This window comes from Thalassolituus pacificus (assembly GCF_025318105.1).
In the GTDB taxonomy this organism is placed as follows: Bacteria; Pseudomonadota; Gammaproteobacteria; order Pseudomonadales; family Oceanobacteraceae; genus Venatoribacter; species Venatoribacter pacificus.
On record NZ_JAOANI010000014.1, the window covers coordinates 432,772 to 449,240 of the forward strand.

General features: G+C 51.9%; 13 protein-coding genes. 10 read left to right on the forward strand and 3 right to left on the reverse strand.

The window, feature by feature from the left end:
- Positions 1-13: 13 nt before the first annotated feature.
- From NYR02_RS06780 to mfd, 3 genes are read right to left on the reverse strand one after another with little or no spacing between them, the layout of a single operon-like run.
- Positions 14-562, reverse strand: coding sequence for a dihydrofolate reductase family protein (locus tag NYR02_RS06780; RefSeq protein WP_260975606.1), 549 nt, complete (start codon positions 560-562; stop codon positions 14-16).
- Complete coding sequence (locus NYR02_RS06785) at positions 559-1,371, reverse strand: CsiV family protein (RefSeq protein WP_260975607.1); 813 nt, start codon at positions 1,369-1,371, stop codon at positions 559-561. Before NYR02_RS06785 ends, NYR02_RS06780 begins: the two co-directional genes overlap by 4 nt.
- The gene (gene mfd / locus NYR02_RS06790) at positions 1,368-4,832 is read right to left on the reverse strand and encodes a transcription-repair coupling factor (RefSeq protein ID WP_260975608.1); all 3,465 of its coding nucleotides are present in this window, start codon (positions 4,830-4,832) and stop codon (positions 1,368-1,370) included. The genes NYR02_RS06785 and mfd overlap by 4 nt, the downstream gene beginning before the upstream one ends.
- Positions 4,833-5,015: 183 nt before the next feature.
- Between mfd and NYR02_RS06795 the strand changes: the two genes are divergently transcribed.
- The 10 genes from NYR02_RS06795 (at position 5,016) to NYR02_RS06840 (ending at position 16,444) form a co-directional block, all read left to right on the forward strand.
- Entirely contained in the window at positions 5,016-6,464 is a 1,449-nt protein-coding gene (locus tag NYR02_RS06795; protein WP_260975609.1) for a glyceraldehyde-3-phosphate dehydrogenase, read from the forward strand.
- A 344-nt stretch (positions 6,465-6,808) separates the two neighbouring features.
- Positions 6,809-8,143 carry a Na(+)-translocating NADH-quinone reductase subunit A gene (locus tag NYR02_RS06800; protein WP_260975610.1) on the forward strand — a complete coding sequence of 445 codons (1,335 nt, stop codon included), beginning with the start codon at positions 6,809-6,811 and terminating at the stop codon, positions 8,141-8,143.
- Between the two features lie 2 nt (positions 8,144-8,145).
- Entirely contained in the window at positions 8,146-9,357 is a 1,212-nt protein-coding gene (locus NYR02_RS06805; protein ID WP_260975611.1) for an NADH:ubiquinone reductase (Na(+)-transporting) subunit B, read from the forward strand.
- Positions 9,347-10,144, forward strand: coding sequence for a Na(+)-translocating NADH-quinone reductase subunit C (locus NYR02_RS06810; protein WP_260975612.1), 798 nt, complete (start codon positions 9,347-9,349; stop codon positions 10,142-10,144). Before NYR02_RS06805 ends, NYR02_RS06810 begins: the two co-directional genes overlap by 11 nt.
- Before the next feature lies 1 nt (position 10,145).
- The gene (locus NYR02_RS06815) at positions 10,146-10,808 is read left to right on the forward strand and encodes an NADH:ubiquinone reductase (Na(+)-transporting) subunit D (protein WP_260975613.1); all 663 of its coding nucleotides are present in this window, start codon (positions 10,146-10,148) and stop codon (positions 10,806-10,808) included.
- A complete protein-coding gene (gene nqrE, locus NYR02_RS06820; protein ID WP_260975614.1) occupies positions 10,808-11,422 on the forward strand; it encodes an NADH:ubiquinone reductase (Na(+)-transporting) subunit E in 615 nt (204 codons plus the stop codon). The genes NYR02_RS06815 and nqrE overlap by 1 nt, the downstream gene beginning before the upstream one ends.
- 12 nt (positions 11,423-11,434) lie before the next feature.
- Positions 11,435-12,658: an NADH:ubiquinone reductase (Na(+)-transporting) subunit F gene (gene nqrF, locus NYR02_RS06825; protein ID WP_270049520.1), complete on the forward strand. Its 1,224-nt coding sequence runs from the start codon at positions 11,435-11,437 to the stop codon at positions 12,656-12,658.
- Between the two features lie 347 nt (positions 12,659-13,005).
- Positions 13,006-14,145, forward strand: coding sequence for a fatty acid desaturase (locus NYR02_RS06830; RefSeq protein WP_260975615.1), 1,140 nt, complete (start codon positions 13,006-13,008; stop codon positions 14,143-14,145).
- A 133-nt stretch (positions 14,146-14,278) separates the two neighbouring features.
- Positions 14,279-15,061, forward strand: a complete 783-nt coding sequence (locus NYR02_RS06835; protein WP_260975616.1) for a hypothetical protein — start codon at positions 14,279-14,281, stop codon at positions 15,059-15,061.
- A gap of 129 nt (positions 15,062-15,190) precedes the next feature.
- The gene (locus tag NYR02_RS06840) at positions 15,191-16,444 is read left to right on the forward strand and encodes an oxygenase MpaB family protein (protein ID WP_260975617.1); all 1,254 of its coding nucleotides are present in this window, start codon (positions 15,191-15,193) and stop codon (positions 16,442-16,444) included.
- Positions 16,445-16,469 lie beyond the last annotated feature (25 nt).

The window sequence follows — 16,469 nt, forward strand, 5'->3', positions numbered from 1 at the left end:
CTCAATACTGATTTCAGTCCGGAATGCGGTAATGACTTTGCACAAAACCATTGGCATAGCTTTTACTGTCAATCAGCTCCAGTACGATATCATTCTTTAATTCGCCGAACAGCGGAATACCGCTGCCGAGCAACAGCGGGATGCGGGTCAGGGTTAACTCGTTGATTAATCCTTGCTGTAAAAAAGACTGAATTAACCGGCCACCATCGATATACAGTGATTGTTCACCTTCACTATTCAGGCGTTCGGTTAAGGTCAGTGGCGACTCGGCACTTAATTCTGCTTTATCCCGGTGTGTTTCCGGCAGGGTTTTAAGTGATTGGCTGAGTACAATTACGCGCGTACCGTCGTAGGGCCACTCGCCAAAGGTGAGAACTTTTTCAAAGGTATTGCGACCCATGATCAGACAGCTGGTCTTGGCCATAAATTGCGCATAGCCGAAGTCTTCCCCTTCGACGGCAAAGGCCGGGTTTTCCAGCCAGTCGAGATCGCCGTTACTGCGGGCAATAAAACCATCGAGGCTGCAGGCGATAAAGGCACGGATATTCACAGCGTGGCTCATAGATCTTCTGCCCGTTCTACGGGAATAATTTTCAACACAATGCCCAGCATCGGATGGTCAATGTAGTGCAGCTCGTTACTGCGCATACGCCGGCTTTGTTGTACCTGCGCGGCGCGGATAGGGGCTGGTAAATCAATCGCCATGGACGCTTCCATGTCGGTCTGTGCCAGCAGGTCGTTGCGATAATCGGCGCGGTTGTCGCTGGCAGGTAAGGTCAGGGCGCTCAGTTCAGCCGGAGCCTGCAGCTCGTACTGCTGCACCTGCAGATCGGTGTTGATGTGCAGGTAGCGGCTGCGATGCAGCTCAAAGCTGCCGGTGACCTGGATATCGAGCTTATCCTGCAGGCGTACATTGACGTTGTGACGGATAGCCTGATTTTCTTCCTGAATGGGTTCCACCCAGGCCTGATGCCAGATCACTTTCATATCGTTGCGCTTATTGATGCGTTCGGCTTCATTGGCCATTTTCAGTTCTGCCAATGGCTGCAAAGGGGCAGGCCACTCCGCTTTGGGGGCGCGGGCAAAACCAAAGCCGGCAAATAATGCATTATGCAGTTGCTGGTAGCGGACCGGACTCAGCCACCAGGTATAGTCTGGTGTCGTATCCGCTTCGGTCTGCAAATTGCCGGATTCATCATCCTCGCTGGCGCTGGTTTCAAGCACTTCAGGCCAGAGTTCCTGATCAATCAGGCTTTCGTCTTCGTAGGCGACCAGCATCATTTCCACCCGGTACCAGGGCGCGGCACTGGCGGTTAAGGGCAGGGCAAACGAGCACAGAAGCAGCAAGGCACGACAAAACAGCTGGCTCACAGATTAGGGTCCTTTTGTAATTCGGTTAATACCTGATCGATCTGATTAAAACGCTGATCGATACTGGTCATATTGAGGTTGAAACGCAAGGTATGGCCGCCTTCAAGTTTGAAGGTGCCGGATTTACTTTGCACCAGTTTTACCAGTACGAAGGGATTGATGTTGGTTTCGGCGGCAAATTCAATACGGCCACTTTGTTCGCCGGCATCCAGTTTGGCAATGCCCATGGGCGTCAGTTTCAGCTTCAGTGACGTCTGGCGGAACAGGTTTTTAACCTGATCCGGTAACAGACCAAAACGGTCGATCATTTCCACCTGCAGTTCTTTCAGTTCGTTATCGTTGGCAGCACTGGCGATGCGTTTATACAGCGTCAGGCGGCCGTTGACATCGGGCAGGTAATCTTGCGGAATTAAAGCCGGAATGTGCAGGTTAACTTCGGCACCCTGATTAAAGGAAAGGTCATCTGAAGGTGTTTTGCCGGATTTCATCGCTTTCACTGCTTGTTCGAGCATTTCCATATACAGGGTGAAGCCAATGGTTTCGATCTGGCCGCTTTGTTCTTCGCCCAGCAGTTCACCGGCGCCACGAATTTCCAGATCGTGGGTGGCGAGCATAAAACCGGCCCCCAGATCCTGAGCGGCAGAAATGGCTTCCAGACGTTTTTCCGCATCTTTGGTCAGTGATTTCTCCGGCGGCGTTAACAAATAGGCATAAGCCTGATGATGAGAACGACCGACGCGTCCGCGCAGCTGATGCAACTGCGCTAAACCGAATTTATCGGCGCGCTCAATAATAATGGTGTTGGCCGACGGAATATCGATACCGGTTTCAATAATGGTGGTACAGACCAGTACGTTAAAGCGCTTGTGATAAAAGTCGCCCATCACCCGTTCCAGTTCGCGTTCTGACATCTGTCCATGGGCGATCACCACGCGCGCTTCAGGAATGGCTTCGCTTAATTCGCGCGCGGTTTTTTCAATGCTCTTTACTTCGTTGTGCAGATAGTAGACCTGGCCACCACGCAGAATTTCCCGCAGTACGGCTTCTTTAATGGTCGGTTCATCGTGTTGGCGCACAAAGGTTTTAACGCTTAAGCGTTTGGCCGGTGGTGTGGCGATGATGGATAAATCGCGGATGCTGGCCATGGCCATATTTAACGTACGCGGAATCGGCGTGGCGGTGAGGGTCAGAATATCTACCTCGGCACGCAGGGCTTTAATACGCTCTTTTTGCTGTACGCCAAAGCGGTGTTCTTCGTCGATGATCAGCAGACCCAGGTGATCAAACTTCACATCTTTCTGCAGTAGTTTATGGGTGCCGACGACAATATCGGTTTTGCCTTCAAGCATGCGGTCGAGGGCAGCCTGGGTTTCTTTCGCAGAATTAAAACGCGACAGCACGTCGACCTTAACCGGCCACTCAGCAAAGCGGTCAGAAAAATTCTGATAATGCTGCTGCGCCAGCAGGGTGGTGGGTACTAACACCGCCACTTGCTTCCCGCTCTGCACTGCCATAAAGGCGGCGCGCATGGCGACTTCGGTTTTACCGAAGCCGACATCACCACAGACCAGACGATCCATCGGACGTGGTGAGCACATGTCATTAATCACCGCATCAATGGCGCTCTGCTGATCCGGCGTTTCTTCAAATGGGAAACCTGCGGCAAAGCGTTCGTATTCTTCATCCGGGCCGCTGAAGGCATAGCCTTTACGGGCTTCGCGGCGGGCGTAAATATCAAGTAATTCGGCTGCAGTATCGCGGATTTTTTCGGCCGCTTTGCGTTTCGCCTGAGCCCATTTATCGGTGCCGAGTTTGTTCAGCGGTGCGGCACCTTCTTCCGCGCCGCCGTAGCGGGCAATTAAGTGCAGCGCCGAAACCGGGACATACAGTTTGGCGTTTCCGGCGTATTCCAGCACCAGAAATTCGTTCACCTGGCCACCGGCTTCCAGTGTCTGCAATCCCTGATAACGACCAACGCCATGATCAAGGTGAACCACCGGTGCGCCGGGCTTGAGTTCGGACAGATCGCGGATAACCAGTTCAGAATCGGTCTTTTGTTTGGAACGACGGCGGGTCTGACGGATGCGCTGACCGAATAATTGATTTTCAGTGATGATGCTCAGCGTTTGCTGTCCATCACTGACCGTGACTCCATCGTCCAGCGGACCAATGATCAGACCAAAGGGTTCGTTGCCGCTTATAAAACCAGCCCAGTTTTCCTGATCTTTCGGGCGCAGCTGAATGCGGCCGAGCAATTCTTTTAAGGCTTCGCGGCGACCGGCGGATTCAGCACAAAACAGCACACGCTGGCTGTTGTTGTCATTGAGCCAGGTTTGCAGGCGTTGCAGCGGTTGCTCAAGGCGGGAATCAACGCTGATGTCGGCAATGCTTCGCGCATTAAAACTCTGGCTGCCGGCGCGTTCTGGAGGTGCGTCAGCCTGCCATTGAATGCGTGGAAATTCATTCAGGCCGGAAAATAACTGTTCAGCGGATAAAAACAATTGTGACGGTGCCAGTACCGGACGCAGGCGGTCGTAGCGGCGGCTTTCGTAACGTTGTTCGGCATCTTTACGGAATTGATTGCTGGCCTGTTCCAGCTGGGCATCGTGAATGACCAGTGTCTTGCGCGGTAAGTAGTCGAGAAAGCTGGCCAGGTCTTCGCTGAAAAACAATGGCAGATAATATTCGATACCGGCGGGTGCTATGCCCTGGGATACATCGGTATACACCGGGCAGGCTTTTGGGTCGTGTTCAAAAAAATCGAACCAGCGCGCTTTAAAGGTGCGGATGGCATTGGTGTTCAGCGGGAATTCGCGCGCCGGCAAAATACGGATGGATTCAACTTTATCCAGCGTTCGTTGGGTTTCTGCATCAAAGGTGCGCAGGGTTTCGATTTCGTCATCGAACAGTTCGATACGGAAGGGGGTTTCCTGGCCCATCGGAAAGATATCGACGATGGCGCCACGCACGGCAAATTCACCGTGTTCGTAAACGGTATCGACACAATGGTAGCCCGCCGATTCCAGCTGCAGGCGGGTATTGTCGACATTAAAGGTCTGACCAATATCTAGTGCGAAACTCTGTCCCTGATAAAAACTGGCCGGTGGCAGCCGGTGCAGCAGGGTGGTGACCGGCATAATCAGCACGCCCTTAGTCAGGTCGTGCAGACGGCTCAGGGTAGCGATGCGCTGGGAAACGATGTCCTGATGCGGCGAGAACACATCGTACGGCAGAATTTCCCAGTCAGGAAAATGCAGCACGGTGAGGTCGCTGGCAAAGAAGCGGATTTCTTCTTCCAGACGCAGGGCACTGGCCGGATCGGCACTGATGACCAGTGTCAGCCCCTGCTGTTGGCTGGCCGCACTGGCGATGGCCATGGCCTGACTGGCGCCATGCAGATTTCCCCAGAAACGTCGCTCGGCGGCTTTGGTGGGTAGTTCCGGGTGAAATGGGCTAGCCATTCAGATTCCTCAGGCAGTCAGGTAAAAATGAGCGCGCTAGTGTAACCAAAGGTCAGGGGGCTGTTAAGGAACCTCTGCATAATGGCCGCCGCCGGGAAGTGCGCTCAGGTTTGTGCATTGTCTGACATACAGGCATAATATGCGCCCCGAATTTGCCCACTGATTTTTACGGAAGGTGAACCCGTGAGCCAAGACATGCGCGAAGCCTGTTTGCAGGACTGGATGGACCGTGAAGCCATCGCCGAATCTATGATTCCTTTGGTTGGTACTATGTACCGTAAGAAGAACGTTGTGACGTCCATCTATGGTCGTCCGGTTATTAATCGTTCTGTTATCGATCTGCTGAAAGCGCACCGTTTTGTGCGTCATATGGAAAAGCAGGAACTGTCTGTTCATGACACTTTCCCGGTTCTGGCTGCTCTGAGCGAACTGGATGTGGGTCGTGCTCATGTCGATATCGGTAAGTTGGCGGTTAAATACCGCACGGAAGGTAATGGTCGTGACCTGAATGCCTTCCTGACAGACGAGCTGTCTGATGTTATCGGTAAAGATCTGCCAGACGGTGAGAACCGCGATGTGGTTCTGTACGGTTTTGGCCGTATCGGTCGCCTGCTGGCCCGTATCCTGATTGAAAAGTCCGGTGGTGGTCGCGGTCTGCGTCTGCGCGCTATCGTTGTCCGTCGCGGTAAAGGCGATGACCTGGTTAAGCGTGCTTCTCTGCTGCGTCGTGACTCGGTGCACGGTACTTTCCGTGGCACCCTGACCGTGGATGCCGAAAACGAAGCGCTGATCGCCAACGGCAACTTCATCAAAATCATTTACGCTGGCAACCCGGCAGAAATCGATTACACCCAATACGGTATCAAAAACGCACTGGTGATTGATAACACCGGCGTGTGGCGTGACGAAGCTGGCCTGTCCCAGCATCTGCAAGCCAAAGGTACTGCCCGTGTGCTGCTGACTGCTCCGGGTAAAGGTGATCTGAAAAACATCGTTTACGGTATCAACCACGGTGATATCGATGCGGCAGACAAAATTTTGTCTGCGGCTTCCTGTACCACCAACGCGATTACGCCGGTACTGAAAGTGATGGATGATGCTTACGGCATCAACAGCGGCCACGTTGAAACCGTTCACTCCTACACCAACGACCAGAACCTGATCGATAACTACCACAGTGGTGATCGTCGTGGTCGTTCTGCACCGCTGAATATGGTGATTACCGAAACCGGCGCGGCGAAAGCGGTTGCTAAGGCTCTGCCTGCCCTGAAAGGCAAGCTGACCGGTAATGCGATCCGTGTTCCGACGCCAAATGTTTCTATGGCGATTCTGTCTCTGAACCTGAAGAAAGAAACCACGGTTGAAGAGCTGAACAACTACCTGCGTGAACAGTCTCTGCATTCTGCCGTGCAGAAGCAGATCGACTGGGTTAACTCACCGGAAGTGGTTTCTACCGATTTTGTCGGTAACAGTCATGCCGGTATCGTGGATGCCAAAGCCACCATCGTTAACGGTACTCACGTTAACCTGTATGTATGGTACGACAACGAATACGGCTACAGCCGTCAGGTTGTACGTATTGCTCAGCAGGTGTGTGGTGTTGAGTATCCAACCTTCCCTAAAGTGGGCTGAGGCCCGTTCTAGCCGGATGGTGAGCGGATACGCTCTGTAAAAAAGCCGCTGCAACCGCAGCGGCTTTTTTTTATCTGGTTGTTGGCTAAGCTTTAACCAGTTTTGCTGTGAGCGTACGGATAAGCCAAAAGGGGTAGTCAATTGCCGGGATGATCGGTGGATTAATCCGTAAGCGGTCATTATACTTAGCGCGATTTTTAACTTGGAAAATGAGTCCAAGTACTTGTTTCCTGTGCGAAAAGTAATCGAACGTACCGCAACCTTGGTGAGAGAGGGGGTGTTGTGCGTCTTTTTTGCGCGCCGGGAGCAATGACCTTGGAAGCAACAGTGATTAGGCGAGGCGTATGATCAATATCAGGAAGGGTCTCGACTTACCAATCACCGGAACTCCTGAACAAGCCATTTCTGCAGCCCGTGCCGTTACGCAAGTAGCGGTGCTCGGAGCAGATTATGTTGGTATGAAGCCAACGATGGCCGTCCAGGAAGGTGATCGAGTCAAGAAAGGCCAGGTGTTATTCACCGATAAAAAAACCGAAGGTGTTCAGTACACAGCTCCTGCTGCCGGTGTGGTAAAAGCCATCAACCGCGGTGAGCGTCGAGTATTCCAGTCTGTTGTTATCGATGTTGATGGCACGGATGAAGAAACCTTCCAGAGTTATGCGCCGCAGCAGTTGTCATCGCTGTCTGCTGATGATGTTCAGGCTAATCTGGTGAACTCCGGATTATGGACGGCATTGCGTACCCGCCCATTTTCCCGTGTTCCTGCACCAGGCTCACGCCCTCAGGCGATTTTCGTCAATGCTATGGATACCAATCCATTAGCGGCAAACCCTGAGCTGGTCGTTAATGAGCAGGCAGATGCCTTTAAAAATGGTCTGACCGTGCTGAAGCAACTGACCGACGGTCCGTTGTTTGTCTGTAAAGCGCCGGGAGCCAATATCCCGTCTGCAGGCGTTGAAACCACGGAAGAATTTGCTGGCCCGCACCCGGCAGGCCTGACCGGTACTCACATTCATACTCTGTTTGCAGTAAGCGCAGACCGCGTGGTGTGGAGCATTGGTTATCAGGATGTGATTGCAGTGGGGCAGCTGTTTACCAGCGGTAAACTGTATACGGATCGCGTTATCTCACTGGCCGGTCCGCAGGTTAATAAACCTCGCCTTATCCGCACTCAGATAGGTGCCAGTCTGGCGCAACTGACCGAAGGTGAACTGGCCGATGGCGAGAACCGCCTTATTTCCGGTTCTGTATTTGGTGGCCGTACCGCCACTGGCGAAAGTCAGTTCCTGGGTCGTTATCACAATCAGGTTTCTGTACTGCGTGAAGGGCGTGAACGTCCGATGCTGCATTACCTGACTCCGGGTGCTAACCGCTTCTCGGTAATGCCTATCTACCTGTCCAAACTGCTGAAGAAAACCTTTGCCTTCACCACCACGACCAATGGTTCTGAACGTGCAATGGTACCGGTGGGCGCGTATGAGAAAATCATGCCGCTGGATATCCTGCCAACTCAGCTGCTGCGTGCGCTGATCGTTGAAGATATGGATACCGCCATCAATCTGGGCGCTCTGGAACTGGATGAAGAAGACCTGGCTCTGTGCAGCTTTGTTTGCCCGGGCAAATATGAATACGGTCCGATTCTGCGTAAAAATCTCACCCGAATTCAGGCGGAGGGTTAATCATGGGCTTGCGTAGTATTCTCGACAGCCTGGCACCCAAGTTTGAAAAGGGTGGCAAGTTTGAAAAAATGTATCCGCTGTATGAAGCGGTAGACACTGGTCTTTATTCACCACCGAACGTGACCAACAACACCGCTCACGTGCGTGACGGTATCGACCTGAAGCGCATTATGATCACTGTGTGGGTGTGTACCTTCCCGGCGATGTTCTTCGGTATGTACAACATTGGTCTGCAGGCCAATGAAGCAATGGCTGCCGGTGCCGGTACTGCCATTGAAGGCTGGCGCGAAGTGCTGATCGCTCTGTTGGGCGGCAGTGCTCATAACGCTGCCAGCATCTGGGACAATTTTGTCTTTGGTGCTGCGTATTTTCTTCCCGTATATGCCGTAACCTTCATTGTGGGTGGCTTCTGGGAAGTACTGTTTGCCACTATTCGCCGCCATGAAGTGAACGAAGGTTTCTTCGTTACCTCTGTGCTGTTTGCACTGACTCTGCCGCCAAGCATTCCGCTGTGGCAGGTTGCATTGGGCATCAGTTTTGGTGTGGTAATTGGTAAGGAAATTTTCGGTGGTACCGGTAAAAACTTCCTGAACCCGGCTCTTACCGGCCGTGCTTTCCTGTTCTTTGCCTACCCGGCCAATATGTCTGGTAACGCCGTCTGGACTGCTGCCGATGGTTTCACCGGTGCTACCGCGCTGAGCAATGCTGCTGAAGGTGGTGTGAAGAACATCATCGACAACGGTGTCAGCTGGATGGATGCCTTTATCGGTACGATTCAGGGCTCTATGGGCGAAACCAGCACCCTGGCGATTTTTATCGGTGGTGCGGTTCTGCTGGTGATGGGCATTGCCTCTGTGCGTATCGTGGCGGGTGTGATGATCGGTATGGTCGCCACGACGTTGCTGCTGAATGTCGTCGGTTCTGATACCAACCCAATGTTCGCCTTGCCGTGGTACTGGCACCTGGTTCTGGGTGGTTTTGCCTTCGGTATGATCTTTATGGCGACCGATCCGGTATCGGCATCGATGACCAATAAAGGTAAATGGTTCTTTGGTGCCCTGATTGGCTTTATGGTGGTGATGATTCGTGTTGTGAACCCGGCCTTCCCGGAAGGCATGATGCTGGCCATTCTGTTTGCCAACCTGTTTGCACCTCTGATTGACCACTTCGTGGTTCAGGCAAATATGAAGCGGAGGGTTGCTCGTGTCCAGTAAACAAGACAGCATTCAAAAGACTCTGTTGGTTGCGGTTCTGCTGTGTCTGGTGTGTTCGGTGATTGTGGCGGGTGCTGCGGTCGGACTGCGTCAGAAGCAGAACGAGAACAAAGCCAACGACAAAAAAGCGGCCGTATTACAAGCCGCGGGTCTGTATCAGTCAGATATTCCAGTTGCTGAGCAGTTCAAGCAGGTGACTACCCGTATCGTGAATCTCGAAGCCGGTCGTTTTGCGACCGACGCTGAGCTGGATGAGATTCGTGCGGCCAACCTGAATCCCGACAACTTTGATCAGCGTAAGTCCTCCAAGATGCCCGCGCTGTCACGTAAGCTGAGCGGTGCGGAAGATAAGGCGAGTATCAAGCGTCTGGAAAAGTATGCTGCGGTGTACATGATCGAGAAAAACGGCGCTATTGATACGTTGGTATTGCCGGTTCACGGTTATGGCTTGTGGTCAACGCTGTACGGTTTTATCGCTCTGGAAGGTGATATGGAAACCATCGCCGGTCTGGGCTTCTACTCCCACGCGGAAACTCCGGGTCTGGGTGGTGAAGTGGACAATCCTAAGTGGAAAGGTCTGTGGCCTGGTAAAAAATTACACAATGCCAAGGGTGACGTTGCCATTACCGTTGTAAAAGGCGCTGCCGCAGAAGGCAATCCGAATCAGGTCGATGGCCTGTCGGGCGCAACTCTGACCAGCCGTGGCGTCGATAACCTGGTGAAATTCTGGGTTGGCGATATGGCGTTCGGCAAACTGTTGACTCAACTGAAAGGACAGGGGGCTTAATATGTCTGATATGAAAAATGTCCTGCTGGACCCGCTCTTCAATAAAAACCCGATTGCTGTTCAGATCCTGGGTGTATGTTCTGCGCTGGCGGTAACCACCAGTCTGCAGGTTACGCTGGTAATGTGTATTGCACTGACCTCGGTAACCGCATTTTCGAACTTCGGTATCGCTCTGATCCGTAACCATATTCCGAATAACATCCGGATTATCGTACAGATGATCATCATCGCGTCATTGGTGATCGTGGTGGATCAGATTCTGAAGGCGTATGCCTATGAGATCAGCAAGCAGTTGTCGGTATTCGTTGGCCTGATCATTACCAACTGTATCGTAATGGGTCGCGCTGAAGCCTTTGCCATGAAAAATGGTCCGGTGCTGAGCTTCTTTGATGGCATCGGTAACGGTCTGGGTTACTCCGTCGTGCTGATTACTGTTGGTACCATTCGTGAACTCTTTGGTGCCGGTAAACTGCTGGGCTTTGAAATTCTGCCGCTGATTCAGGATGGTGGCTGGTATCAGTCAAACGGTCTGCTGCTGCTGCCACCGTCAGCGTTTTTCATTATTGGTCTGTTTATCTGGGTATTACGTACCTGGAAGAAAGATCAGGTGGAAACCGCAGAGTTTAAAATTCTGCCAAACACTGAGCATTCGGGAGGCCATTAATGGAACACTATATCAGTCTGTTCGTTAAGGCGGTCTTTGTTGAGAATATGGCGTTGGCCTTCTTCCTCGGCATGTGTACCTTCCTGGCGATTTCGAAAAAAATTCAGACCGCTATTGGTCTGGGGGTTGCGGTTATTGTGGTGCTGGCCATCACCGTACCGATCAATAATCTGATTTACGGTCTGCTGCTGAAAGAAGGCGCGCTGACCTGGATCAGTCCGGATTTCGCCACCGTTGATCTGAGCTTCTTAGGTCTGCTGACTTACATCGGCGTGATTGCGGCGATGGTGCAGATTCTGGAAATGGTACTCGATAAATACGTACCGTCTCTGTACAACGCACTGGGCGTGTTCCTGCCATTGATCACAGTTAACTGTGCGATCATGGGTGCGGTTCTGTTCATGGTTGAACGTGACTATACCTTTGGTGAAAGTGCGGTATACGGTGTGGGTGCGGGTCTGGGCTGGGCTCTGGCGATCACTGCATTGGCCGGTATTCGTGAAAAACTGAAATACAGTGACGTCCCTGCGGGTCTGCAGGGATTGGGCATCACCTTCATGACGGTTGGTCTGATGTCGCTGGGTTTCATGTCATTCTCTGGCGTGTCACTGTAAGGAGTCGATATTTTGGATATTGAAATCATCCTCGGCGTTGTGATGTTTACCGTGATTGTATTGTCGCTGGTATTCATCATTCTTGGCGCCCGTGCCAAGCTGGTAAGCTCTGGTAACGTAAAAATTCTGATCAATGGCGAAAAAACCATTGAAACGGAAGCTGGCGGTAAGCTGCTGCAAACTCTGGCGGCCAATAATATTTTCCTGTCTTCTGCCTGTGGTGGTGGTGGTACCTGTGCCCAGTGTAAGTGTGTGATTAAGAGCGGTGGTGGCGAGATGCTGCCAACCGAAGAATCTCACTTCACTAAAGGTGAGGCCCGTGAAGGCTGGCGTCTGTCTTGTCAGGCACCGGTTAAACAAGACATGGTGATTGAAGTTCCGGAAGAAGTGTTCGGCGTTAAAAAGTGGGAAACCACCGTGGTTTCCAACCCTAACGTTGCAACCTTTATTAAAGAACTGACCCTGCAACTGCCTGAAGGCGAGAGCGTTGACTTCCGTGCCGGTGGTTACGTTCAGCTGGAATGCCCTCCCTATGAAATCAATTTCTCTGATTTTGATATTCAGGATGAGTATCGCGGTGATTGGGAGCGTTTTGGCTTCTTTGACCTGAAAGCAGTGAATAAAGAAGACACCATTCGCGCTTACTCCATGGCGAACTACCCGGAAGAGCGTGGTCTGGTTAAATTTAATATCCGTATTGCGACCCCGCCTCCGGGCAGCAAGGGTATTAACCCCGGTATCATGTCGTCCTATGTGTTCAACCTGAAGCCCGGTGACAAAGTGACTGTATACGGTCCGTTTGGTGAGTTCTTCGCCAGAGACACCGATGCAGAAATGGTGTTCATTGGTGGTGGTGCCGGTATGGCGCCGATGCGTTCTCACATTTTCGACCAGCTGAAGCGTCTGAGCTCCAAGCGTAAGATCAGCTTCTGGTACGGTGCACGTTCATTGCGTGAGCTGTTTTATCAGGAAGACTATGATCAGCTGGCGGCTGAGAACGATAACTTCGAGTGGCACGTGGCGATGTCTGATCCACAGCCAGAAGATAACTGGACTGGCCTGACCGGCTTTATCCATAACGTGCTGTACGAACAGTATCTGCGTGACCATCCGGCGCCGGAAGACTGTGAGTTCTATATGTGTGGACCTCCGATCATGAACCAGTCAGTCATCAACATGCTGCTGAATCTGGGTGTTGAACCTGAGAACATCATGCTTGATGATTTCGGTGGCTAATATCATCGGAAGATAAAAACCGCGCCTGGCGCGGTTTTTTTATGCCTATTATTCCGAAAATACTGGCACCGCATGTATTGGAACGGAGGTTTTGTTAAGTTTTCCCGACTTTCACCTGTGCCTTTAACTCCATAATCGCATCCTTGATTTTTATCGGTGGTCGCCGCTTCTGTGCTGCAGAGCTGAATAACTGGCGCTTTAAGCCAAAAATATTGTGCGGAGATGATTTACCGCAATCCTTTACGTTGGCTGCGGTGCCGGAATAGCTACAATCAGGTATCATGTCACACAGATTTAACAGCCGGGCTGTATTCCGGGTGTCTGTATATCCATAAAGAAAGAGCCTTATGAGCGATACCAATAATAAAGAAGTAGCCCCGGTTAACTGGGTTCCTGCCATTATGTTCAGCGTAACAGGACTGGCAGCTCTTACTCTGGTGCCCTGGTACGGATTGACCTACGGCTACACATTGGCGGCGGTGGTGTTTTATATCCTGCTGACCTCGGCGACGGAGCTTGCCATCACTGCCGGTTATCACCGCTTGTGGTCACACAATGCCTATGAAGCCCACTGGAGCCTGCGTCTCTGGTACGCGCTCTTCGGCGCAATGGCGTTACAGAACACGATTCTGCACTGGAGTTCCGGCCATCGGGTTCATCATCGTCATGTCGACGATGTTGATCGTGATCCGTATTCCGCTAAACGTGGCCTGTGGTTTTCCCATATGGGCTGGATGGTGCGCCAGTATAAAAGCGGTGAAGTGAACTTCGATAACGTTAAGAATCTGATGAAAGATCCGATCGTCATGTGGCAGTACAAGTATTATGTGCCCATTGCGCTCGGTATGAATATCGGTATCCCGGTTGTGCTGGGTCTGATCTTTAATGACTTCTGGGGCATGATTCTGCTGGCTGGTGTTCTGCGGGTTGTTACCACACATCATTTTACGTTCTTTATTAACTCCATTGCCCACAAGTGGGGCTCACAACCCTATACCGATGAAAATACCGCACGCGACAATCATTTCTTTGCCTTTCTGACCTTTGGTGAGGGGTATCACAACTATCATCATATTTTTCAGACTGATTATCGCAACGGCATCAAATGGTGGCAGTGGGATCCGACTAAATGGCTGATTAAAAGCTGCTCTATGCTTGGGCTGGCAAAAAACCTGCGCGTGGTACCGGACTTTAAAATTCAGCGTGCCAAACTGAAAATGCAGTTTAAGCGTGCGCAGGAACGTCTGGCTAAATCGAAAAACTCCGATAAGTGGTCGCATATTCTTGAGAAAGAGTATGAAGAGTTTAAGGCCATGTTGGCAGAATGGACCGAGCTTCAGTCAGAGAAGTATCAGGAAACCCGTCGTCATCTGCAGGAAAAATGGGAAAAGGCTGCTCTGCATACCCGTTACAAAGAGCTGGAATACTCATTAAAAATGCAGCAAAAGCGTCTTAAGTTGCTAACGGCGCAATTCACCACCGGTTAAGTTTCTGACGCAAACGGTACGGCTTCTGCTGCTGTATTGTGACGAACCCCGCAGGTTTCGGCCTGCGGGGTTTTTTATTGTCTGCTAATGGCTGAAGATACTTATATCAGTAATGGTTGAATTGGAAATAGTAATGAAGCGTTTGGGTTTATCTCTGTTTATATTCGCATTAACGGCATGTGGTGGTAGTTCGTCAGGCGGTACTAATGCGGATAGTGGTAATGCGGGCGGTGATCAGGGCGGCGGTGATCAGAGTGGCGGAAGCGCTCAGGCAATTGATTGCAGTGCTGATAAAAGCGAGCGCTCGTGGATGCCGGTGCCTGAATATGCCGGTAGCTACTCGGCCTACGAGGGCGATTATTCCACTCTTCCCAATGGTGGCGGACTAGACCCCGAAAATTTTGTGGGTATTGCTCAGTTGAGTATTGTGCTTATGGTGTCGAACAGTGAGGAAGGCATGATGCACCCGGGGCCACGCTGGACGAGCGTGGACGCTCAACTGACTCAATACCTGGATTACAGCCATAACGCCGAAGGCGAAACCTGGACGTTCACAAAGCATGGGGTTGACGGTGATGGCACTGAGTTTAACCAGCACGTTAACTTCAAGCTGGAGCAACCTGCCAGCTGTGGTTACAACGAGTACCACTATGAAGACGATGGCAGCCTTGCCAGCGTGTTTAAATCGTCAAAATATGAATGGACGATGAAAACTTATGACGCAGGAACACAAACCGGACTGATAGAGACCGAGATTCAGCCGGATCGCAGTGGTCGCACGGTGTCGCAGGATTTTGAATCGTCTTCAGATTACCCGGTAACCATCATGAGCTGGGATAAAAATGGTGAAAATATCCTGTTGGAATACTGCAAAACAGCAGAGGGCAGTGATTGCGTCTCATCGACGGCTCCCTGAGAGTCGTTATGACGTCCTGATTTTCGTCAGGATGACTGCCTGACAGATCGGCTGATCTGTCATTGTTCAGTGTTTGGGCTTTCTGAAATACTGCGGGCATCATTTGGTAACCGCAGCAGAGAGCTTTCCATGTCTGAACAATCGCATCCGCAACATCCTCCGCGTTTTGTGTATCTGGCTGAGCAGGCGCGGGGGCGTTCAAAAAAAATTGCCTGGGGTTTGCGCTTTTTGTTAGGGGTAAAACCTAATCCTCCGGCGGCGCTGACGGATGCCGTGGCCAATAGTTATCACCGCAGCGATGAACTGGGTGATGCGGTGGCCGCCGAACTGTTTGCCAACCCCGGATTACGCAGCGCGGGCATCAATCCGCAGCAACTACTCAAGCAGGCGATTCATGAGGGCAGTGCCGTTCTTGATGAGCGCACGCCTTCCCTTAAAGCTTTGTTGCAGGAAGCTGAAACACCCCCCGTATGGCTTGATAACGATAAGCTGTTGCACGCCTGCCAAGTGATACATCGCTGTGGTCGTTTTGCGATGTATGCACTGGGCGATTTTGCTTTATTGGGTGGCTATGCCAACAGTGACATCTCCAAGCCGCTGGCATTTACCGGTGCGCTGAGCGGCAACAGCTCGTTTGACCGGGTGTCGGAAACCACCTCGTTCTGGTTTGATGTCACCACGCCGGGCGGTCTGGAACGGGGCGCTGCGGGTTACAGTGCGGCGGTGCATGTGCGGGTCATGCATGCTCTGGTACGCAGACGTTTGCTGCAGCACCCTGACTGGAACAGCGCAGAGTGGGGCTTGCCTATTAATCAGGGCGATGCGCTGGCGACCAATGTGGCGTTTTCGATGATGATGATCACCGGCCTGAGCATGCTGGGCTGGCGTTTCAGTAACCGTGATGTTGAGGCCGTTTTGCACTTATGGCGCTACGTGGCATACCTGATGGGCGATGACATTGAGTTGTTACCGCAGAACCGTCAGCAGGGCATTGATTGGCTGTACATTATCGCTATCGGCAGTCGCGTTAATCCGGATGCCGACAGTCGCCAGCTGGCCGCTGCCTATCTGGAAAGTTTTCGTCAGGTGCCGGGCAGTCGTTTCCATCAGCAGTTTGTTTACTGGTTTCACCGCAGTTACGCGACCTTCTTTATTCCGGCGGATATTCGCCGCGCACTGAATTTACCGCGCACACCGGTTTTAGGCTGGTTGCCGGCGCTGCAATTCCCCCTGTTGCGCTTGGCGGATATAACCGCACGTCTATCACCGCGATTTGATCGTTGGCTGCAACAACGTGGACGCAAAGCGCAGGCGTATATCGTTAACAGTCGTTTGCAGGGGCGCCAGGTCAGCTTTGCCGATAAAAAAACACTGACCCGCTGATATCAGCGGGTTATTTTTTACCGTA